Annotated in this window: 20 protein-coding genes and 1 riboswitch; of the genes, 7 read left to right on the top strand and 13 right to left on the bottom strand. The window is 46.5% G+C overall.

Annotation, left to right across the window (positions count from 1 at the left end; translation table 11 throughout):
* The coding region (locus C6Y45_RS14420; RefSeq protein WP_146159189.1) for an IS3 family transposase at nucleotides 1-88 on the top strand (88 nt) is incomplete at its 5' end.
* A 59-nt stretch (nucleotides 89-147) separates the two neighbouring features.
* On the opposite strand, the gene C6Y45_RS14425 is transcribed toward C6Y45_RS14420, so the two are convergent.
* From C6Y45_RS14425 to C6Y45_RS14445, 5 genes are all read right to left on the bottom strand, one after another.
* Nucleotides 148-1,005 (bottom strand): DegV family protein, encoded by an 858-nt coding sequence (locus C6Y45_RS14425; protein ID WP_107585937.1) that lies wholly within the window; start codon nucleotides 1,003-1,005, stop codon nucleotides 148-150.
* 253 nt (nucleotides 1,006-1,258) lie between these two features.
* Nucleotides 1,259-3,919, bottom strand: a complete 2,661-nt coding sequence (gene ppdK, locus C6Y45_RS14430) for a pyruvate, phosphate dikinase (RefSeq protein WP_107585938.1) — start codon at nucleotides 3,917-3,919, stop codon at nucleotides 1,259-1,261.
* Nucleotides 3,916-4,743, bottom strand: a complete 828-nt coding sequence (locus tag C6Y45_RS14435; protein WP_107585939.1) for a pyruvate, water dikinase regulatory protein — start codon at nucleotides 4,741-4,743, stop codon at nucleotides 3,916-3,918. Before C6Y45_RS14435 ends, ppdK begins: the two co-directional genes overlap by 4 nt.
* Nucleotides 4,744-4,884: 141 nt before the next feature.
* Nucleotides 4,885-5,037 (bottom strand): DNA-binding anti-repressor SinI, encoded by a 153-nt coding sequence (gene sinI / locus C6Y45_RS14440; RefSeq protein ID WP_107585940.1) that lies wholly within the window; start codon nucleotides 5,035-5,037, stop codon nucleotides 4,885-4,887.
* Between the two features lie 33 nt (nucleotides 5,038-5,070).
* Nucleotides 5,071-5,157: riboswitch (cyclic di-GMP riboswitch) on the bottom strand.
* 115 nt (nucleotides 5,158-5,272) lie between these two features.
* Complete coding sequence (locus tag C6Y45_RS14445; protein ID WP_107585941.1) at nucleotides 5,273-5,962, bottom strand: response regulator transcription factor; 690 nt, start codon at nucleotides 5,960-5,962, stop codon at nucleotides 5,273-5,275.
* Between the two features lie 195 nt (nucleotides 5,963-6,157).
* Between C6Y45_RS14445 and C6Y45_RS14450 the strand changes: the two genes are divergently transcribed.
* From C6Y45_RS14450 to C6Y45_RS14465, 4 genes are all read left to right on the top strand, one after another.
* Nucleotides 6,158-7,921, top strand: a complete 1,764-nt coding sequence (locus tag C6Y45_RS14450; protein WP_160058420.1) for a sensor domain-containing phosphodiesterase — start codon at nucleotides 6,158-6,160, stop codon at nucleotides 7,919-7,921.
* Between the two features lie 344 nt (nucleotides 7,922-8,265).
* Nucleotides 8,266-9,111 (top strand): ABC transporter ATP-binding protein, encoded by an 846-nt coding sequence (locus C6Y45_RS14455; protein WP_107585943.1) that lies wholly within the window; start codon nucleotides 8,266-8,268, stop codon nucleotides 9,109-9,111.
* Nucleotides 9,044-9,805 carry an ABC transporter permease gene (locus tag C6Y45_RS14460; protein ID WP_107585944.1) on the top strand — a complete coding sequence of 254 codons (762 nt, stop codon included), beginning with the start codon at nucleotides 9,044-9,046 and terminating at the stop codon, nucleotides 9,803-9,805. The genes C6Y45_RS14455 and C6Y45_RS14460 overlap by 68 nt, the downstream gene beginning before the upstream one ends.
* A 14-nt stretch (nucleotides 9,806-9,819) precedes the next feature.
* Nucleotides 9,820-10,827 carry an aliphatic sulfonate ABC transporter substrate-binding protein gene (locus C6Y45_RS14465; RefSeq protein ID WP_107585945.1) on the top strand — a complete coding sequence of 336 codons (1,008 nt, stop codon included), beginning with the start codon at nucleotides 9,820-9,822 and terminating at the stop codon, nucleotides 10,825-10,827.
* Between the two features lie 170 nt (nucleotides 10,828-10,997).
* Here the strand turns inward: C6Y45_RS14465 and C6Y45_RS14470 are convergent, their stop codons facing one another.
* The 7 genes from C6Y45_RS14470 to C6Y45_RS14500 all read right to left on the bottom strand — a co-directional run bounded on the left by C6Y45_RS14470 (nucleotide 10,998) and on the right by C6Y45_RS14500 (nucleotide 17,899).
* The gene (locus C6Y45_RS14470; RefSeq protein WP_107585946.1) at nucleotides 10,998-12,086 is read right to left on the bottom strand and encodes a sensor histidine kinase; all 1,089 of its coding nucleotides are present in this window, start codon (nucleotides 12,084-12,086) and stop codon (nucleotides 10,998-11,000) included.
* Complete coding sequence (locus C6Y45_RS14475; protein ID WP_107585947.1) at nucleotides 12,076-12,756, bottom strand: response regulator transcription factor; 681 nt, start codon at nucleotides 12,754-12,756, stop codon at nucleotides 12,076-12,078. The genes C6Y45_RS14470 and C6Y45_RS14475 overlap by 11 nt, the downstream gene beginning before the upstream one ends.
* Nucleotides 12,757-12,797: 41 nt before the next feature.
* Nucleotides 12,798-13,370, bottom strand: coding sequence for a redoxin domain-containing protein (locus tag C6Y45_RS14480; RefSeq protein WP_107585948.1), 573 nt, complete (start codon nucleotides 13,368-13,370; stop codon nucleotides 12,798-12,800).
* 20 nt (nucleotides 13,371-13,390) lie between these two features.
* Entirely contained in the window at nucleotides 13,391-14,134 is a 744-nt protein-coding gene (locus C6Y45_RS14485; RefSeq protein ID WP_107585949.1) for a cytochrome c biogenesis CcdA family protein, read from the bottom strand.
* Nucleotides 14,122-14,829: a hypothetical protein gene (locus C6Y45_RS14490; protein WP_107585950.1), complete on the bottom strand. Its 708-nt coding sequence runs from the start codon at nucleotides 14,827-14,829 to the stop codon at nucleotides 14,122-14,124. Before C6Y45_RS14490 ends, C6Y45_RS14485 begins: the two co-directional genes overlap by 13 nt.
* 679 nt (nucleotides 14,830-15,508) lie before the next feature.
* Complete coding sequence (locus C6Y45_RS14495) at nucleotides 15,509-16,132, bottom strand: hypothetical protein (RefSeq protein ID WP_107585951.1); 624 nt, start codon at nucleotides 16,130-16,132, stop codon at nucleotides 15,509-15,511.
* A 153-nt stretch (nucleotides 16,133-16,285) separates the two neighbouring features.
* Nucleotides 16,286-17,899: a long-chain fatty acid--CoA ligase gene (locus C6Y45_RS14500; protein ID WP_107585952.1), complete on the bottom strand. Its 1,614-nt coding sequence runs from the start codon at nucleotides 17,897-17,899 to the stop codon at nucleotides 16,286-16,288.
* 463 nt (nucleotides 17,900-18,362) lie between these two features.
* Between C6Y45_RS14500 and C6Y45_RS14505 the strand changes: the two genes are divergently transcribed.
* Together C6Y45_RS14505 and C6Y45_RS14510 are read left to right on the top strand one after the other, a co-directional pair.
* Nucleotides 18,363-19,070, top strand: a complete 708-nt coding sequence (locus tag C6Y45_RS14505; RefSeq protein WP_107585953.1) for a YqjF family protein — start codon at nucleotides 18,363-18,365, stop codon at nucleotides 19,068-19,070.
* Between the two features lie 659 nt (nucleotides 19,071-19,729).
* Nucleotides 19,730-20,965, top strand: coding sequence for a M14 family zinc carboxypeptidase (locus tag C6Y45_RS14510; RefSeq protein ID WP_160058422.1), 1,236 nt, complete (start codon nucleotides 19,730-19,732; stop codon nucleotides 20,963-20,965).
* Nucleotides 20,966-21,018: 53 nt separating this feature from the next.
* Here C6Y45_RS14510 and C6Y45_RS14515 read toward each other — a convergent pair whose 3' ends face one another.
* The gene (locus C6Y45_RS14515) at nucleotides 21,019-21,948 is read right to left on the bottom strand and encodes an Nmad3 family putative nucleotide modification protein (RefSeq protein ID WP_107585955.1); all 930 of its coding nucleotides are present in this window, start codon (nucleotides 21,946-21,948) and stop codon (nucleotides 21,019-21,021) included.
* Between the last annotated feature and the right edge of the window lie 59 nt (nucleotides 21,949-22,007).

A 22,007-nucleotide genomic window follows, 5' to 3' on the forward strand; every position in this document is an offset into this window, starting at 1 on the left:
GACGTACTATAATCACCATAGATATCAATGGAACCGCAAAAAGATGACCCCTGTGCAATACAGGGATCATCTTCTAGAAGTAGCTTAGGCTTTTTAAAAATGTCCTTTACAAAGGGTACACTTTAAAACCGGAAAGAGCTTTTCTCATTATTTATCCTCATTGTGCCAAATTAGTGCAAGGGTACCTTCGCCTGCATGGACAGCAATCGTGGAGCTGAGGGTGCCCATTTTGATGCGTATATCCGGAAAAGAGGCGGTAACGAGCGCCTTCATTTCTTCTGCTTTTTTCTGGACATTTCCGTGCATTATCTGCACTTCTTCCACGGTGGCCCGCTCTCTCGCTTCCCGGAGAAGTTCTATCATCCGGCGCAGAGCCTTTTTCTCCGAGCGTACTTTTTGAAACAGCTCAAACTTCCCTTCGGATGTAATACGGATAATCGGCTTGATCTGAAGAAGGTTACCGAGCAGGTACTGCGTTCCGCTCATTCTGCCGCCTTTATAAAACTGTTCGAGACTTCCGAGCAGAATATAGTTTTCCGACCGTTTCGCTTCCTCCTGAAGAATTTCTCTGATTCCAGCCGGGCTTATGCCTTCATCGGCATGCTGCATGCCTTTATGAATCAGCGTAGTGATCGCGTAGGACATGGAAAGAGAGTCCACTGTCTCTACCGGAAAACCGGAAATTTCCGCCCCCTGTACAGCACTTGCATACGTTCCGCTCAGCTCGCTCGAAATATGAATCGATACAGCGGCATCGTAATTTTCTTTCAGCTTGTCGTAAAGCTCCGCAAATTTCCCCGGCGCCGGCTGCGACGTTTTAGGAATTTCTTTATTTTTACGGATCCGCTCATACAGCTCGTCCGCTGTCAGATCGATCCCATCTTCAAATGTTTCTCCGTTAAAAGTAATCGAAAGAGGCAGTACGTACACATCCGGGTGGGCTGCAAGCTCCTCAGTAATAAATGCTGTACTGTCTGTAACCCATGCTATCCGCTTCTCTGTCATCGCTATCCTCTCGCTTTCTTTCTTCTTTTTAACTATTATAACCTTTACTAGATACTATTACTAGGTACTAACGTAAACCTGACTTTTTAGGCTGATCAATAAGCTGTTGCAGGGTTCTTATGAAGTTACCCCCTGCCTCAAGTTAAGAAACCCTTCCTTTGGAGCACGACCAAAAAAAGCCCTCTCCGCATGGCGGAGAAGGTTTTTTGATTTCACTTAATTCACGCTGAAATTTCGTTCCATTTAACGCCGGTTACACGCTGATTTTTTCTTTTTCTCTCTGCTCAATTGCTGCCTGTGCTGCGGCAAGTCTTGCAACCGGTACGCGGAACGGTGAACAGCTGACATAATCGAGTCCCTGCTGCTCACAGAACTGAATGGAATGCGGATCTCCCCCATGCTCACCGCAGATTCCGGTTTTCAGCTGTAACTTTGTTTTCCGGCCGAGCTGTACGCCCGACTCTACGAGTTTACCGACACCTTTCCGGTCCAGCTGCATGAATGGATTGGCTTCCAGAACTTCTGTGTCAACGTAGCGGGACAGGAATTTACTTTCCGCATCGTCCCGGCTGTAGCCGAACGTTGTCTGCGTAAGATCGTTTGTCCCAAAAGAGAAGAAGTCTGCTTCTTCGGCAATCTCATCAGCCGTGAGTGCTGCCCGCGGTACTTCGATCATCGTCCCGACCGTATACGTAATTTCCCGGCCGGTTTCCTTCTGAACAAGTGCTGCTGCTTCGTCCACAACCTTCCGCATCGCTTTCAGTTCGTTGACATGTCCGACAAGCGGGATCATCACTTCCGGTTTCACCGTATTTCCCTGACCGGCGAGATGGGCTGCTGCATAAAAAATGGCTTTTGCCTGCATCTCGTAAATTTCCGGATGGGTCATGCCGAGCCGGCAGCCGCGGTGACCGAGCATCGGATTAAATTCATCCAGCTCCCTGAGCTTTCGGAGAAGCTTCTGCTTTTCCTTTAATTCCGGAGCTTCCGGAGTTGTAAGCTGAAGTGTTGTAATATCCACGAGCAGCTCTTCCTTATCCGGAAGAAACTCATGAAGCGGTGGATCCAGCAGACGGATCGTTACCGGGAGTCCGGCCATTTCTGTAAAAATACCTGTGAAATCTTCCTGCTGCATCGGCAGAAGCTTTTCAAGTGCCTTTTCACGGTCCGTTTGATTATCGGCAAGGATCATGTCCTGGACGATCGGCACCCGCTCCGGATCCATAAACATATGCTCTGTTCGGCAGAGACCTATTCCTTCCGCTCCAAAATCACGCGATTTCGCTGCATCATGCGGGTTGTCTGCATTGGACCTGACCCCCATGCGGCGCGTTTCATCCGCCCACGTAAGCAGTTCCTGGAATTCTCCGGAAAGCTCGGGCTCCATCATAGGGACTTCTCCCTTAAACACTTCTCCGGTGGAACCGTCAATAGTAATCGTATCAAAATAGTTGATCGTATCTCCGTTTACTGAAAACTGACGATCTTCGAGATTGATTTTCAGGCCGTCGCATCCGCAGATACATGCTTTCCCCATGCCGCGGGCTACTACTGCAGCGTGGCTCGTCATGCCTCCCCGGCTTGTGACAACTGCCTCAGCGGCAATAATACCGTGGATGTCGTCGGGAGTTGTTTCCGGACGTACAAGAATGACTTTTTCACCGTTTTTTGCACACTGTTCCGCATCGTCTGCCGTAAATACTACTTTGCCGGTAGCAGCTCCCGGGGAAGCAGGAAGGCCTTTTACAAGACTGTTACGGACGTATTTTTCGTCAATCCGCCGGTGCAGCAGCTGATTCAGCTGGTCCGGGTTCACGCGCTGGAGTGCCTGTTCCTTGGACAGGACACCGTCCTTTTTCATATCAACGGCAATTTTCACCGCTGCCTGGGCTGTGCGTTTCCCGTTTCTCGTCTGAAGAAGATAAAGCTTTCCTTTTTCAACGGTAAATTCGATGTCCTGCATATCTCCATAGTGTTTTTCCAGACGCTGGCACGTCGTGGAAAATTGTTCAAAGACGTCCGGCATCACTTCTTTTAACGCAGCGATCGGCTGCGGCGTCCGGGTACCGGCCACCACATCTTCTCCCTGTGCATTGATTAAGTATTCTCCATATAATAAGGATTCACCGGAGGAAGGGTCCCTCGTAAACGCGACACCGGTTCCCGAATCGTCTCCCATATTTCCAAATACCATGCTCTGAATAGTGACAGCCGTTCCAAGGTCATGAGGTATTTTATTAAGACGGCGGTAAATCCGGGCCCGGTCATTATTCCAGGAATCAAACACAGCTTCGATAGACAGCAGCAGCTGGCGGTGCGGATCCACCGGGAACGATTCACCGGTATGATCAAGGACGATATCCTTATATTTACTGATGAGTTCTTTCCAGTCCTCCGCGGTCATTTCCGGGTCCGACGTGTACCCTTTTGCTTCACGGGTCCGTGTCAGCTCGCGTTCAAAAAAGTAATTTTCCACCCCGAGCACGACATCACTGAACATCTGGATGAACCGGCGGTAGGAATCGTAGGAGAACCGGGCGTTTCCCGTTAACTTTGTCATTCCTTCCACCGTTTCATCATTCATACCGAGATTAAGGACTGTGTCCATCATTCCAGGCATGGAGTGTACCGCTCCGGAACGAACGGATACGAAAAGCGGGTTATTTACCGTACCGAGTTTTTTGCCTGTTTTCGCTTCCAGTTTTTCGAGAGCCGAAAAAAGCTCTTTTTTCACTTTTACAGACAGTTCCTGCTTATTATCGTAGTAATCCCGGCAGGCAGCGGTGGACACTGTAAATCCTTCCGGAACAGGGAGACCGATTCTCGTCATTTCTGCCAGATTGGCTCCTTTGCCCCCAATAATTTCACGCATGTTCTGATTGCCTTCTTCAAACATGTAAACTGCCTGTTTCACTGCTGAACACTCCTTTCGACTTTTAGCACTTCCAAAATATAGCTTGCTGTTTCTTCCACGGCTTTTTCCGAAACGTTGATTACGGGACATCCAATTCGTTTCATTACATTTTCTGCATATTCAATTTCTTCAAGAATGCGGTCCATGGAAGCATAATCAGCTTCTTCCCGGAGCCCCATCGCTTTCAGTCTCGTTTTGCGTATATCGTGCAGCTTGTCGGGTGAGATAATCAGCCCGATACATTTATCTCTGGAAATTGTAAACAGCTCATCCGGCGGTGGGACTTCCGGTACGAGCGGCACATTGGCCACTTTAAACTGTTTGTGTGCCAGGTACATGGATAAAGGGGTTTTGGAAGTTCTGGAAACACCTATGAGCACCAGATCCGCTTTCGGTATACCGGATGTATCCTGTGCATCGTCGTATTTAACAGCAAATTCCACTGCCTCAATTCTGCGGAAATAATCTTCATTCAGTTCGTGCATCCGCCCCGGCTCTTTTTTCGGTTCCGCCCCAAAGGCTCTGCCCATGGAATCAAGAAGCGGCTGCAGCAGATCCACTGCTTCGATTTGTTTTTCCTTCGTCAGTTCGATTAAATAATCTCTGAGAGGTTCAAGCACTATCGTATAAGCAATCAAAGAAGAGGACTGTTCTGCCTCCTCCGCAAGACGCTTCACTTTTTCCTTGGAATTCACGTGGGGATAACGTTTCACTTCCACGCTGTCAAGATTAAACTGAGTCATGGCGGCCCCCACCATGCGGTCTGCTGTTTCTCCTATAGAGTCGGAAACGACAAGTACTTTTTTAGATGATGTGCTTACCATAATGGATGCCCCCTTTTTAATATGTCATACTAATAAAAAAAGTATAACACATTAAAATCGTTCGTAAAGATGTAATTTTTTTGAATAAACAAAAAAAGCCTGACTTCAGCTGTCGCACTGAAATCAGGCCTTCTTCCCCTTTTAGGAGCACTCTTTTTCTGCTGCTCCAGCGCGGTGTACTGTGTCCGGCTTTCTGCTGAAAAGAAATTCTCTTACTTCAGCCGGTGACATCCCCGCTTTTTTCGCTTCCACCATCAACATCGCCCAAGCTTCAACATTTCTTCTCTCTTCCATTTCCAATCCCACCTATGCTAGTTTTTTTACCGCACAGGCAGCCCGGCTGTCATAGGTGTCCAGTCCCTTAGACCCGTGGCTTTGCGTCCCTGCCTTTCAGCAGGTATGCCTTTTGCTAGCAGCTTGTTGCGTGGCCCCCGTATTTCTCAGAAAACTCTTTTTATTACAAGCGCTTTCCTTTCATATTTTCACTTTACTAAACAAATATTAAAACAAAGTTAAAAAAATATTTTCCTTACATTTTTTGTGAAAATTTATAGCCAAATCCTCTCACGGTTTCGATATAAACAGGATTTCTCGGGTCATCTTCTATCTTTTTACGGAGATTACGAATATGCACCGCCACAGTTTTTACATCCCCGAATTTTTCTGCTCCCCAAATCTGCTCATAAATCTGTTCCGCACTGAACACACGGCCTTTATGCTGAAGCAGAAATAAAAGCAGCTGTAATTCTTTAGCATAAAGAGAAATTTCCGTGCCGTTTTTAAACAATTGATAAGCTTCCGGATAAATCTCCAGATCTCCCGCCCGCAGCACCTGCTCGGATGATACTTCCCTTTTACTTTTCCGCCGCAGATGTACTTTGATTCTTGCTTCGAATTCCGTCAGATCGTATGGTTTCGTTATGTAATCGTCTCCCCCGGCTTCAAGAGCTTCCACTTTATCTGCCACCGTTTCACGGCTGCTTATAAAAAGAATAGGTATTTCGGAAAACCGGCGTATCGTCCGGCATGCTTTTAAAGCACTTTCTTCAATCTCGTTATCGATAACGATAATATCCGCTTCTGCTTTTTCAATTTTTGCGAGAGCATCATGTACGCTTGTGACGGTTACAACATCGTACTTTTTCTTAATTAAATAAAGCACTGCCAGTGTCTCGCCGTCCTGTTCACGCATAAGCATAACTATTTTATCCGTTTTCATACATTCTCCTGCCTTTCCAGCCCGGCGACTTTTTTCCTAAAAAGTTCACTTCAGTGAAATATTGCTGTATTCTGATAACAAGCCGACCATAAATTTCATATATATGCAGGACTTTTATTCTCTGTATTGAATTATACCATATTATGTATGCTAATTCTTCGAGTGATTTTTTTACTTTGCGGGAGGAGACCCATTATGAAAATTACTTACGATGATTTATTTTATTATTCTTCTTTTCAGGAATTCACAAAATTTCTGCTTCCCCTTCTTCTGCCTCATACCGGGACGGAAGCTGCGATGATTACATGCCATGATGGAAGCAGCCTTAAAATAGCAGCTTCCGCTGGAAACAGTCCAGCAAAGGCCGGCACTTCCCTTGCAGCAGATGAAGAAATAAAACAGATTCTCCCCGGAAAGCAGGGGGAACTGCTCCTCATTGAAGACACCTCTCATTATCCGGAACTGAACGAATGTATGAAAAAGCTCGGAGTCCGTTCTTCCATGAGCGTGCCAATTGTTCTCTCTGAAGATAACCCGTGCGGCTTTCTTCATCTTTTCAGCACCCAGCCGCAGAAATTTTCTACAGCAGCCCAGGATCATGTTAAACAGGCAGCGCTCGTTATTGCCCGGTCGCTGATGCTTGAGCATCAGGCCGTTCATGATTCCCTTACCGGAACCTTTAATAAGGAGTTTTTAGTAAATTATTTTCATCAGGTCAACGCTCCGGCAGCTTTATATCATATAAAAATCGAAAATCTGCCCGATATTTTAAAAAAATTGGGACGGGAGGAAGCAGAGCAGGTGCTGCAGGATGCTGCTCTGCGTTTAAAGCAGTCTGCCGGCAGAGAAGCTGTTACTGCTTCTTTGCGGGAAGGAGAATTTCTACTGCTTTTCTTTCGTGATATTTCCCGGGAGACTCTCGCCGGCCATGGAGCACAAATTCAGGAAGCCTTTTCCAAAACGTTTTTCTCCGAAAAAACTCCCGTCAAATTAAGTGTCAGTATCGGAGTAAGCCGGTCTCCTGCCGACAGCCGTTCCATTGAGGACCTTCTTTATTTTGCGGAAGTGGCTCTTTATGAATCACGAAAGTACGCCAAACATCCAACTGTTTTTTATCATACCGGCATTAAAAACGAACGGACGCTCGAAAAAACGATCGTGGAAGATCTTCCTAAAGCTTTTCAAAATAATGAATTTTCCCTTGTATACCAGCCGCAGTTTGATTCGGAAACAATGGAACTCCGCGCGGTCGAAGCCTTCATCCGGTGGCAGCATCCAGTACTCGGCTACATTCCACCGGCAGATTTTCTTCCTCCAGCTTCCAGAAGTGGATTGATCAAACATATTGATCAGTGGGTAATCGAAGAAGGATGCCGTACAGCAGCTTCCCTTCAGCATAAATATCCGCTCAGCCTATCTCTCAACGTCGCCTCCTTTGCCTATTATCCGGAAGAGCTGACTACTTTTATATTTAATACTTTGAAGCGGACCGGTCTTTCCCCGGGCCGGCTGGAGCTGGAGCTGACGGAAACGGAAGGCCATTTCCCGCTGAAGGAAACTAAAACTTCCCTGGAAACTCTGCAGCAGGCCGGACTCCGGACTGCCATAGGAAATTTCGGATCTGGAGACGCCTCTTTTAATGCTGTCCAAAGTCTTCCGCTTCATACGCTGAAGCTGGACCGGTCTTTTACAAAAAAAATGCTTGAAGATAAAGAACAGGAAAAAGTGGTAGAACAGATGATTACAGTGGCTCATATGTTTGATGTTATCGTCGTTGGTGAAGGTGTGGAATCCAGCCTGCAGTGGCAGAAGCTGAATGCTCTCGGGTGCGACTACGTTCAGGGCTATTACTGTGGCAAACCCGTACCTCTTTCTATTCTGGAATCTTTTCTCGAGCATGATCCAACTTTCTCCAACGCTTATGATCCGTTCCTCCAGCAAAATCGAAGCTCGCTTTGATTTTGCTGGATATTTCTCTCCAGTGAAGTTTCCTCCTGACTGAAATGGCCCTGGCCTTCCGGAACTTTTATGCATTTTTTACGGTGTAGAATCAAGGAATGAGGCTCGTCCTTTATCGCCAGGAACCCCCATTTTCGCTGCAGCCGTCCGGGGAATTATTCCCTCCTTGTTACCTCCCTTCAGTTATTAAACACAAACTGTTTCTGGATTAACTGTTATTTTTAAAGAAATTCGGGAAATATTTTGAATCCGATTGACACTCTTCCTGAAAATCCCTATACTTAGCTTCATACTTAAAACCGACTAAGTTGATATGTTTTATTGATTAAAGGAGGTGCCTGTCTGTGTCCCACGTAATTATCGACCATGTTGAAAAAACATTTCCAGGCGGTAAAAACGCCCAGCCGTTTACCGTTTTTGAAGATATCAGTCTCTCCGTGGACGCCGGAGAATTTGTGTCTCTTCTCGGTCCTTCCGGGTGCGGCAAGTCGACGCTTCTGAATATTGTTGCAGGACTCGACACGGCTTCGGAAGGCAGCGTCAGTATCAATAACACTCAGGTTACCGGCCCCGGTGCTGACCGCGGAGTGGTGTTCCAGGAAGCTGCGCTTATGCCGTGGATGAACGTAAAGCAGAACGTTGAGTTCGCTTTGAAAAAGCAGCATTCGAAAAAGGAAGCCTCCGCACGTGCCGAGGAATATTTAAAACTCGTGCATTTGAGCCGCTTTCTCGATTCCTATCCGCATGAACTTTCCGGAGGAATGAAACAGCGGGTTTCCATTGCCCGGGCGCTTTCAATGGATCCGGAAGTGCTCCTGATGGACGAGCCGTTCGGCGCACTCGATGAACAGACACGGATGATGCTTCATAAGGAAGTACAGTACATATGGGAGAAAACGAATAAAACGATTTTATTTGTTACGCACAACATCCGCGAGTCCATTCTTCTTTCCGACCGGATTGTACTGATGGGAACGCGTCCCGGAGGCATTCGGAAAATATTTGATGTTCCGCTCGCCCGTCCGAGAGACCCATCATCGGAGGAATTCACTGCACTGGAACATGAAATTATGAGCATCCTTGAAAAAGAGATAGAAAAAGTGATGAGAGAGGAGATGGGGGATGATTTCCGCAGTAAGAAGGCTGGTCTTCTTTATAATAGTAATAGCAATATGGGAGATCATATATAGAATATATTCACAGACGACAGAGATGTTTCCATCTCCGCTCGGATCTGTCCAGCAGTTATATATAGGATTATTTGATACAGGAATTCTCCGTGTTGCGCTTTTCGAAAGTCTGGAACGAATCGGAATCGGATTCCTTCTTGCTTTATTAATCGGCGGACTTCTCGGTGTGCTCCTCGGGGTCTCCAAACTCGCAGACGAAACACTCGGCTCCCTCGTTATTGCACTGCAGTCCGTTCCAAGTATCGTCTGGCTGCCAATTGCCCTTATTTTATTTCAGGGGGGCGGCGGAGCCATTCTCTTCGTCGTCGTACTCGGTGCTACTTGGCCGATGACAATGAACATGCGTATGGGAATGAAAAACGTGCAGCCGATATTAATGCGTGCTGCGAAAACAATGGGGTACTCAGGGTCCGAGCTCGTGTGGCGGGTCATGATTCCCGCAGCCATCCCGAACGTACTGACCGGTGCCCGGCTTGCCTGGGCCTTCGGGTGGCGCGCACTGATGGCTGCCGAGCTGATCGGACGCGGAGGTCTCGGCCGGACGTTGATGGATGCCCGTGACTTTTACAATATGGACCTTGTTGTTTCCATTATGATTATTATTGCCGTTATCGGCCTGCTCGTAGAGTACTTTATTTTCAGTAAAATTGAGCGCCGCGTACTTTCACGCTGGGGACTCAGTACAGCTTCTTAAGGAGGAGAAAATTAATGAAAAAATGGATGGGATTACTGCTGGGAACAATGGTGTTGACTGCCTGTGGTTCAGACGAAGAAGGGGATTCTGCCGGAGCGGCAGGGAGCGGTGACGCTGTAGAAATCGGTTATTTTCCAAACCTTGACCACGCAGCCGGCATTGTAGGTAAAGAAAAAGGCTACTTTGAAGAAGAAATGGCTGCCGACGTGGACTTCCTGAATTTCCCGAACGGCAATGATTTTATTGAAGCTCTTGATACAGGGGTCATCGATATGGGGTATGTAGGCCCCGGCCCTGCCATTAACTATTACCTTGCCGGCGGAGACATTGTTGTTATTGGTGCTGCTGCAAACGGTGCAACACTTATCGTTTCCCGGGAAGATTCCGGCATTGAAACATTGGAGGATTTTTCCGGAAAATCTTTCTGCACCCCGGGAAATGGCTGTACCCACAACGTTCAGCTGGAAATGATGCTTAAAGATAAAGGCATGGAGACTAATCGTCTTGGAGGCGAAGTGGAACATCAGTCCCGTGTGAACCCGGCCAGCATGGTTTCCATGTTTGAACAGGGGCAGATTGATGCCGCAGCAGCACCGGAACCATGGGGAACACTTCTCGTGGAAGAACATAATGCCAATGTTGTAACGGAATGGAATGATGTATTTCTTGGAGAAGAACTTGCCAGCGTGGTGGTTGTCACAACGAATGAATTCCTCGAAGAAAACCCGGAAGAAGTGGAAAGCGCCCTCCGCGCTCACAAACGGGCCGTTGACTACACGGCAGAAAACGAAGAAGACACGCTGGAAACAGTCAACGATCTGCTTTACAGCCTGACGCAGACCCGCCTTCCGGAAAATGTACTTGAAGAAGCCTGGACGCGCATGGAAGTAACGACAGAAACGCACGGAGAGGCTCTGCAGGACTGGGCTGACGCATCTTATGAACTGGAATTCATGGATGACGATCCGGATCTGGACGGCTTTGTCGATACAGAAATTCTGGACGGCATCACATCGGAGTAAACAGGAGGTGAAGAGATGAAAACGATACTTTTAACTGCTTCTCTCTTCCTTTTGATCGGCTCCCATCCTGCTTCTGAAAAGGAAGAAATCTTTGATCCCGCAAAATTTGTAGAGTACTGCCATTAAATACAAAAAAACGTCCACACCGCTTTGAGGCGGTGTGGACGTTTTTAATATTCGTGCCGGCTCGTTAGATCAGGAAGAAATATTCGAAATACATGCCTGTTTCCTTCTGATATTACGTCAACGGTTCCGGAGTGCTGCTTTTCGATAATATTTTTAACGATGGCAAGACCGAGTCCGCTTCCGCCGGTTTTTCGGTTTCTCGAAGCGTCCGCCCGGTAAAACCTTTCAAACATCCACTTCCTATCTTCTTCTGTGAGCTCCGGACCCGGGGAGCTGAGCTTGATTTCGTAGCCTTTCACGGTGCTCTCCCCTTCTACATGCACAGCACCGGTTCCCTCATAATGCTGGTAGGCGTTTTCCAAAAGGTTCATTAACGCCTGCTGGATGCCTTTTTTATGCACAAAAACTTCTCCAGGAGCGGCTGACGAATAGTAGGCAATTTCATCTTTTTCAAACTTCAGCCGGTACAGTCCAGCCGTTTCTTCTATAACTCTCCCCAAATCGAGCTGTTCTTTTTCCACCAGGAGACTGGAAGTCTGTTCATTCCACCGGCTCATCTCCTGAATCTGCTCCACCATGTCAATCAGTCTCCGGGATTCCTGATGAAGTGAATTATACAGTCCCGGTTCTCCTTCAATCACACCATCCCTCATGGCTTCAAGATATCCACTCACATTCGAAAGCGGCGTGCGCAGCTCATGTGCCATATCTGTCATCATACGCGCACGTGTTTCCTCATTTTCCCGCAGACGTTCTCGAAGTTCGTTTACGTGGCTGCTGAGCTGTTCAATTTCCCTGAAAGCTGCAGTTGTTTCCGGCTGTTCGTAGCGTCCGGCTTTAAGTTCATCAAGAGATACCCCGAGCTGCTGCAGCGGACGGGTAATTTTTTTTGAGAAAAAATAATGGAAGCACGCTCCTGCTGCTATTACGGCAGGAACAACAAACCATAGAACAACGGCAAGCTGCTCGCGGAAGACTGCCCCGCTCTGTTCTTCACCTGCCGGGAGCTGATCAACAAGACTGCAGGCAGTTACGTAAATAAAATAGCTGCTGATCGACAGCAGCACGGCAATAATAAGTGTATGGACAGCTGTCAGCTGAAAAATCATGCTGGAACTTTTTTTACGGTACAAAGCGATACCCCATCCCTCTTACAGTCTGAATACGTTCAGGATTGGAAGGGACCTTTTCAATTTTCTCCCTCAATTTTTTTATATGGGCATCAATTGTACGATCCATAACAACAGATTCATCATTTGGATGAATCTGATGCATCAGCTGCTCCCGTGACAGAACGATGTCTGGATTCTGCATAAAATAATACAAAAGACTGAACTCATACTTTGTCATTGGAACGAGTTCGTTGTTGAGAAGCACTTCTCCTTTGCGGGGTCTGATAATCAGCCCGTTGTGAGCCACCCGCTGACAGAACATGCTCCCGCGCCGGAGAACCGCTTCAATTCTTGCCATCAATTCATTCGGGCTGAAAGGCTTCGTAATATAATCATCCGCCCCCATGCGGAGACCGGAGATTTTTTGTTCACTGCTCGTTTTTGCGGTAATCATAATTATCGACGTTTCATTTTGTTCCTGCGCACGTATCCATGTGCACAGCTCCTCACCGCTCATTTTCGGCAGCATTAAATCAAGCAGTACGAGACAGGGGGCATATGCCTGAAAGAGTTGTTTAGCCTCCTCCCCGTCGGCCGCTGTCAGTACTTCATAGTTATCTTTTTCCAGGTAGGCTTTAATTAAATTCCGGATCATTTCATCGTCTTCCACTACAAGTACGAGCTGTTTCATGATTATCATCCTCTAACCATTTTAATCGTTGTACCTGCAGTTTAATCCATCTGCTCGAAAATTTGAATCATCATGTCTTCGTTCATCGGGCCGAGAGCAACGTTTTCGATCTGCCCTTCTGTATTGATCAGATAGGAAGTCGGTACCGGCTGAATATCATACTCTCCGGCAACAGACACATCATGATCCATCAAGATAGGAAACGTAAGTCCGAAATCATCTCTGAATTCTGCTACCTGATCTGTTCCCGGTTCGGTTTCTGTCAAGTTCACAGCGAGGATTTCCACATCTTCGTATTCTTCATAAACATTCTGCATATCCGGCATCTCTGCACGGCACGGCGGGCACCACGTCGCCCAGAAGTTGAGCATAACTTTTTTCTCCCCTCTAAAATCAGAAAGAGAAACTTCTTCCCCTTCCAATGTTTCCAGGGTGAAATCAGGAGCGTACTCTCCTTCTCCAAGTCCAATTTCATCTTCCGGTACAGGCGGCGGATCGTTTTCTTGTGCAGTTTCTCCCCCGGCTTCTTCTTCATCCGGCTGCCAGTCTATCGTATCGTAAAGAGTCCATCCGATCATTCCGGCAAATACAGCAATTAAAATCCACTTTTTCACGTTATCCATCCTTTCTATTATCAGCCGAGATTTTCAAACCATGTACCTTCAATCATCCGCAGTATAAACGCTGATATGTCCGTCATCTGACCCGTAAACAGGAGAATTCCCATAAGAATCATAAGACCTCCGCCGGCTTTCATAATGATGCCGCTGTATTTAACGATCCAGCGGGTGGAGCCGATAAAGAATGTAAGAATGAAGAACGGGAGCGCAAATCCGATAACATAAAGCAGCGTATACCAGAATCCCTGCTGCGGATCACTGGCAGAAAGCACGAGGATGGAAGCAAAGATCGGCCCGATGCACGGCGTCCATCCTGCAGCAAATCCCATACCGACAAACGTCGTGCCTGCCACCCCCGCCGGTTTTTTCGTAATATTAAACCGTTTGTTCTGCATGAGGCTCTTCATCTGAAAGATTCCGGCCACAAACAGTCCCATAAAGATAATGAAAATACCTGCCAGCTGCTGAACGAGGTTTCCTGAAGACCCGATGACAAGGCTTTGGAGCCTCTCTCCCATAAAGGTAGCTCCCACTCCGAGTGCCATGAAAATGGTGGAAACTCCGAGAAGGAAGAAAAACGTATGGAACATCAGTGTTCTTCTCATTTTCTTATTCGGAGAGTTTTCCAGCTCCTTCACGCTGATCCCCGTTATATATGATAAATAAGCGGGAAAGAGCGGCAGCGTACAAGGTGAAATAAACGAAATCACTCCCGCAGCAAAAGCCGCCCATATCGTTAGTTGACTTAACTCTTCCATGCTGTCACCTGCTTTTTATTTATTCGTTGAAAAACATACAGAAATGCTGCTCCTGCAGCCGGAAGCCAAAAATACGCCCCGGGAACCGGAACCATAAAAAACGTATGTATTGTATCTGAAAAACCGATCAGCCACCTGCTGAATGTCCATATCACCACTGCCGGAAGAACCATCTGTTCCAGGTCCCTCTTTTTATGATGTATCCAGTATAAAACAATACCACCCACGGTAATAATATAAAAGGAAACAGGATGAGCTGCAAATGGAAGCAGGCTGCCTGCGGAACCTCCTGCAGAGGGTAGAAAAAAGTGATAGATAAGTTCTGCAGCAACTAACATTGTAAAAATCACTCTGAACAGTGCAGCACCATCCAGATCATGCTTTTTCACCTGTATGACACTGTAGACCGTCATCACTGCTGCTGCAAGAAGCATTTCCTCCGCTCCTCCTGGATAGCTCAGCACAGCAAGCGGATCTGAGAAAAACGCCGGCAGCCGAAGCAGGACAGTTCCGAATAAAAAGACGATAATTCCTGCCGCCAGTATATTCAAACCTTCTTCCCGGATCTTTTTATACTTCTCTTTTTGAAAATCTGTCCCGTATCGTATGTATATATACGCCGCTGCCAGGGCGGCTGCCGCCATAAGTGTAGTAAACGGTATAGTAAACGGTCCAATCGATAGTGCGTCATTCATAAACTGTCCTCCTTCTTTCCCCTTGTAATACTAAAGGAGCTTTGTGAAAGTTTGATGAAAATAGATAAATAATATATTTTCAGCAGAGAAGTTTGAATTTCAACATACATTGAAGGACGGATCTCTAGAAACAGTCAATCAGAGCTCCATTTTCAGCGGAGGCTGTCCAACGCTTCGCTCTTTACTACATGCAATAAAAAAGTTCACCTGCTTAAAGGAGGATCTGCACCTTAAGAAAACAGGAAGGCCGTCTCTATCACTACTAGAGACGGCCTTCCTGTTTGTTGATTAAATGATCTATGCAGAGAAATTTATTTTAGCGTATAGCTCTCCTGCACTAACCGGCGGAAGCTTGCCGTGGGCTCGTCTTCCGCTGTTTTCAATGCCTGGCGGCTTTGAAAAGGATCTTCTGACTTCGCTGATCCCACAGGTGTCACCGCCGGACGTTTCGTAGAAAAAAACGCTTTATGACACAAAAAAACGGGACATCATGTTTCTTTTATGATGAAAACTTCTTTATTATTTCCTTTTTAGAGCCGCAAGTGACGACTCCTGAACAATCCAGAACGAGGCAAAGACCGTTCAGGAAGAAATCAGCTGATCCTGAGCCGTCCTTATTATTAGAGACGGCCATCCTATATGAATGTAAGGGTTTCTTTGTTCCAGACAGTTTACACATCTATAAAGTTTCTCCCGCATCAAGCAGGTATTCATATAGTTCCTGCAGACTCTCGTCATTTCCGTAAGCTTCTGTCACCCCATATATTTGGATCTCTCCACTCTCTTCCACGCCGTTCATTTCGTAGTCGAGGTCATGGATGATCCGGTGGGCGTAGCGCATCGCCATGCGGTCTTCTACGGCCGGGTCAGAAGCATAGTTGTAAAACGTCATAAAATTGCTTACATCATCGACAGCACGGGAATCATTCAGATAATCACCCTTCAGCTTTTCTGCTTTATTCATGAGGTTTTCCGGATCGTGGTATTCTCCCTCACGAAGATCTTCAAAGCGGAATGTTTCCACCCTGCCATAGCCTGTCAGTTCATTCATTGTCCGGTGAATAGAACGCAGTTTTTCTCTCGCTGCTTCTTCCTGATTTTCCTGAAAGGCAACCGCTTCTGCTCTTTCGGAACGTTCAAATACATAATCTTCTTCTGCATCCATCCTGACACTGTTTTCCGAGTTCAGGCTTTCTCCGGCGTTTTCCTGCTGCTCCCCGTTTTCCCTGTCTAAACTTATGTAGAAAAAGGCTCCTGCACCGACCGTTATAAGCAGAAGAACGGTTATTATTATTTTCATCACAAAAAAATCCCCCTCTGACAGTCCGTACCCAAGCTTAAAGGAATAACCTGGAAGAATCAAGACCTGCGACTGAAAGGGGGATCTTATTAGTGTTTCTTTAGAACATGCCTTTTAAAATTCTGACCGCAAGCACACGGCACTTATGAAAACTACCTATTTGGTTTGTTTATAGTATTCCTGCACCTGGTCACGAAGTGCCCGCTTCAAAAACTTCCCGACAGAAGTTTTTGGAATTTCCTCCATAAATATTACGTCATCCGGAAGCCACCATTTTGCAAACGTCGGCCGGATGAAATCCAGCACCTCCTCTTTCGAAGTGTTTTTATCCGCATCTTTCAGTACAACACATGCAACAGGACGTTCCTGCCATTCCGGGTCAGGGACAGAAACTACAGAGGCCTCAAAGACATTTTCATGAGCCATCAGGGCGTTTTCCAGATCCACCGAAGAAATCCATTCGCCTCCGCTTTTGATTAGATCCTTCGTCCGGTCCACAATTTTAATAACACCTTCTTCATCCACCGTACATACATCTCCTGTATGCAGCCATCCATCAATAAACGTTTCATCTGTCCGGTCATCTTTATAGTAGGAATCAGCAATCCACGGCCCGCGAAGCAGCAGTTCTCCCATTTCCTCATCATTCCACGCTACTTCTCCTCCGCTTCCGGCTACTTTCATTTCAAGTCCGGGAATAAGCAGTCCCTGTTTCGCACGGACAGCCAGTTTTTCTTCCTGCGGCAGATCCAGCTGGTAGCTCTTCAGGCGGGAAACGGTAGCCAGCGGACTTGTTTCTGTCATGCCGTACGCATGAAGAAACGGAACGTTATATTTTTCCTCGAACGCCTGAATCATGCCGGCAGGTGCGGCTGAACCACCGCATATAACTGCCCGAAGGCTGTCGGTACGGTAATCATTTTCTTCCAGTTCTTTCAGCAGAGCCAGCCAGATCGTCGGCACACCGGCAGTGACCGTCACCTGTTCTTTTTCGATCATTCCGGCCAGAAGATCCGGTGTAAACCGTGGACCGGGCATTACCTGTGTGGATCCCATCCATGTACTTGCATATGGGATTCCCCACGCATTAACATGAAACATCGGTACAACAGCCATGACGGAATCCGATTCCGAAAGTGCCGCGGAGTCTGCCAGAGACAGGCTCATACTGTGAAGAACGGTGGAACGGTGTGTATAGACCACTCCCTTCGGATTACCGGTAGTAGCTGAAGTGAAACACATACCTGCCGGCTCTGTCTCATCGATGTCTTTCACAAATTCAAAAGATTCGCTGCCGTCCCGGATCCATTCTTCGTAAGAGAAAACGCTTTCAATTTTTGACTCAGGAAGCTCATTATCAGTCATTACGACAACCGCTTTTACTGTTTTTAATTTGTCATATACAGCTTCCACAAGAGGAAAAACATCTTCATCCACGAATAGAATTTCATCTTCTGCATGGTTAATAATATAAATAATATGCTCAGGGGAAAGACGGATATTTATCGTATGGACAACGGCCCCGATTCCGGGAACGGCAAAATACAGCTCCAGATGCCGATGGTGATTCCAGGCAAGTGTTCCTACTTTCTGTCCGCGCTGGATACCGAACTGCTGCAGACGGTCTGCAAGTTTTCTTGTCCGCTTTCCTATTTCTTTATAAGTAAAACGGTGAATACCGGAGGACGTACGGGAAACAACTTCCTTTTTCGGAAAAAAACGCTCCGCACGTTCAAGCATTGAAGGAATAAGCAGATCACCTTTCATCATATGTACCCTCTCCTTTAATTAGTATAGATCCCTATTTCCTAAAATAGCATATAATACATCTTTTTCCCATTGATAATAACTGAATATTCTTTTTTTATATACGACTGCCTTGAAAACAGTCCGCCAAAAAGGATTTTCGAACGGTGCTGTTCCTATTAGTGTTCCTGTCTCAGCCGCACAGCGTTAATATTTTCATTATTAGTAAAACCAATGTTTTATCCTGCCTTATAAGCACGTCTTTGAAGAAGGCTGTATTAAAGTCTTTGAAATATAGCCCTTATCAATATCCGTGTCCCCCCTCCTGCTGCGTCACACAAAATTCATTCCGTACATATGATAATAACCGGTAATTTTCCACAATAATTCATGCTTATTATGTACTTTTCAGGGGTAAAGAATAGAAGCTGACCAATCGGCCCATATGGCCGTGGTACTTTAGCTGTTCAGAGGAGGATGTCATTTAATGAGTACGAATAAAAGCAACTGGCTTGCCTATCAGCAGTGGGAGGATATATTATTTCTCCACTGGCCGGTCGACCCGGAAACACTTCGACCGCACGTTCCGGAAGAACTGGAACTGGAAACTTACGACGGGAAAGCCTGGATTTCCATACTTGCATATGTAAGCACAAATAATAAGGCAAAACGATTCGGACGGACGCTGACTTCCAGTTTGTTTCACCAGGTAAATGTCCGTACCTATGTAAAATACGGAAAAGAAAACGGTGTTTACTTTTTTTCTGTGGATGCCGATCATAAAGCCGCTGTAAAAGCTTCCCGCACCCTTGCCGGTCTGCCTTTTTACCAGGCCGATCTGAAGCATACCGAGAAAAATGAAGGATTCCGTATTCAAAGTACCCGTACACACAGCGGAGAAAAAGAGCTTCAGTTTAAATGCTCCTACAAACCGGCAGGAGAAGCTTTCCGTCCTGAACCCGGTTCACTGGAACACTGGCTTACAGAACGAAATCAGCTGCTCCGTGTCAAACGAAACAAAGTAGCTAAGTCAAATATCGATTACAAACCGTGGAAAATACGCCCGGCTGACGTTAAAATCACAAAAAACCAGCTGCTTGATTTTCTTCCTGTCGATCTTACGAAAGAAGATCCGGTCGTTTATTACGGCAAAAAGAAAGGCGTTTACTTTTACGACTTCAACAAAATAAAATAACTCTCAGGCTGGTCCCGGTTCCGGGATCAGTTTTTTTTGACTTCCTGATCACCCCTTCTATGAAGGTCTGAAAAACCAGAAAAAAACTATAAAAACTTAATAATTTGGTTTAGCTTCTGTAACCAGCCGCTTTCGTTTCCATGGGGACGCTTTCCGGGCGGCCGGCCTCAGCTAATCCCTTCCTCCCAGCCGGTTGAGGCGGCTCGTTCTTATTCGCCCTGGAGCCCTCCCACGTCCACTGCAGATGCTTAAAATTTATTGCTTTTTGAAATTATGACATTTTTTCTTCCTATTAAGAGAGCAGAACGCTTTTTAACGACAGTCGTTCCAGCTGTAGAGGTAGTAAGTTCAAATTATATAGAATGTTTTTATAATCAAACTCTTTCCCTTACTCGATCCTTCTGCATTATTTCACCACGTGTGAGGCATTTCGCAGGCTTCCCTGAGAACCGAATAAAAAAGTTTTCACCCTCTTTCTTATTTTCCAAGTGAAATACTCATATAAAAGGACCATTTTATACTACTCCTATGTACCTCCTCCCTCTCTTTATAATGATCAAAAACCAGATAAAAGTTTTAATTTTCCGAAAATTGTAGGATCTTTTATTTCGGTACGCTAAAGTTATGGCATACTACATATTCAGGAAAGGATGATTACATTGAAAAAGGTTATTTTTTCTGCCCTTGCAGCTCCCCTGCTGCTTACTACTGTGCTGCCTGCTTCTGCAGGCGCAGAACCTCAATCCAAGCCCAACGGCCCCTGGATTCAGCCGGAACAGCAGACGAAGCTGGAGCGTTTTATTTCTCCGGAGAAAATGCACGAGCAGCTGGAGGAGATTGAAGAGCGTGCCCGCGACGGTAGAATGGACCTTGATGTCGTCGGCCAGTCAGCTAAGTACGACCACCCGATTTACGCAGTCAAATTTGGAGAATCCGATACGGATAATCCAAAAGTCTACTTGCAGACACAAATTCATGGTGATGAGCAGGGAGGTACAGAAGCTGCCCTTGATCTTATTCAGACGCTGGCAATGAGCAATAACCAAGATGTGCGGACGATTCTGGATAACGTAACCGTGTGGATTGTTCCTATGCTCAATCCGGACGGCGCAGAAATTATTGAACGGGAAGAAGGTCAGGCAAAACAGCGCAGAAACTTCCAGGAATGGACCCCGGAGGAGTGGGGATTATCTGAAGATACACCTGCTCCATGGTACCATGGCCGGGACTGGGCCAGTGAAGAACTCGGCTTTGATGTCAATCGCGATTTCCATCCGGACCTCTCTTTTGAACTTACTGAAGAAGATGCAGGTCTTCTCCCGGGTGTCGGTTCTGAACCTGGATTTTACGTGACACCGGAAGCCCAGGCTTCCCGTGATGTATTTGCAGAGCTTGAACCAGACTTGTTTATTGATCACCACCACCGCTACAGCAATACCGTTTCTGAGGACGATGACCGATTGAATACACTGCAGATCCTCGGGCAGGTAGTCGATGAAGATAACGTAGTCAGCCACAATGGTACAGACTATCAGCTGAGCGAAGAATCCTTGGAACTTTCCAAGCAGGTAAACAGCCACGTTTACCAAGTGCTTCAAAAAGGTAACTCTCCATTCGGTGCCGTTTCCCGCTATCCCGATGTTAATCTGCCAGGTACAGCTCTTGGAAGCTTTTCTTTAAATGATGCCGCCATCATGCTTTATGAAACACGCGGCCAACAGCATCCAAACGGCCATACAGGTCAGAAATCGAGCGGTATGCTGATTAAGCAGAGCTATATTGGAATTTATGAAACACTGCTCGGCCTTGCTACAGAAGAAATTTACGACATTGATCCGGAATTTTACGATACTGAAATACCAACTGACAGTCCAAGAATTCAGCGCCCTGAGTAATAATAAACAGAAAGAGCTGCCCCGGCTTGCAACCGGCAGGCAGCTCTTTTCACTTATTCTTCCCAGTCATTAAACAGGCTTCTCAGCCAGTCTTCACTTTTATTTTCCAGCGGTGCCACGTATTCCTGGCCTCTTGCTGGTGACTGGACGTAGTACACTTCCGGATTCTCCGAACTTCTAAGCCATTTTTTATTTTCCTGCTCTGCCTCTTCCAAGTACGTCGGCTGATAGTGAGTTTCATGGAAAAAGGCCGGCAGCTGCCATACACTCGGTTTATTTTTATGCAGCGGTGAGGAAAGAAGCAGCTTGTCATCAAGGCGTGGAAAATAGCCGCTGCCGGGGATGTCCAGGTCAGGAAATAATCGATCGGAAGCAAGATAAAGCGTATTGTTACTGCTTTTAATAAAATTTTCTTCCGCTCCATGGGGATGCTGCGCCCTCACTTCGCCGGGAAGTTCTTCCCTGTTGCTTCCTGTAATCACTTTTCCTGCTTTCAGCCATCCGTATATGTAATACGCCCCGTCGCTCCAGCCACCCCGCGGGTCCAGGGGATGAACCCTGTTTTTAACCGGTTTGAACCGGCTGAAAAAAAGAAAAACGCTTCCTTCTTTTACATTATTATTCCAAAGATGGCCGGCGGCGCCCCCGGTCTGTCCGAAAACACCAAACTCCGGCCCGTTGCGGAGCCAGGGCGGCTTTCCGAGTATCGGATCATAGTGAGCATAGGAACTTCCCACAGTCTCCCTGGATTTCCCACTGAAGCTCAACAGCGGGTTTTCAACGAGTTCCTGAAGATTTCCTGCCTTTATTCCTTTCAAATATTCCTCACGCAGTTTTAAGTTCTTGTAGGAATGTGGATTAAATGCTTTTTCTCCTTCCGGAATCGGCAGCAGAATGTATTTCCCCGTAGCAGGATCATACGGGGAGTAGCCATATCCAGAAGAAGAATCAAAACCTTTTCTGCTGAAAATAAGTTTGTTCATTTTTTCCTCCTCCGCTTACTTGTTCCCGTTATACACCACTGACTTAAAATAGCTGATTC

The sequence above is a fragment of the Alkalicoccus saliphilus genome, assembly GCF_003044065.1.
Taxonomy (GTDB): Bacteria; Bacillota; Bacilli; order Bacillales; family Salisediminibacteriaceae; genus Alkalicoccus; species Alkalicoccus saliphilus.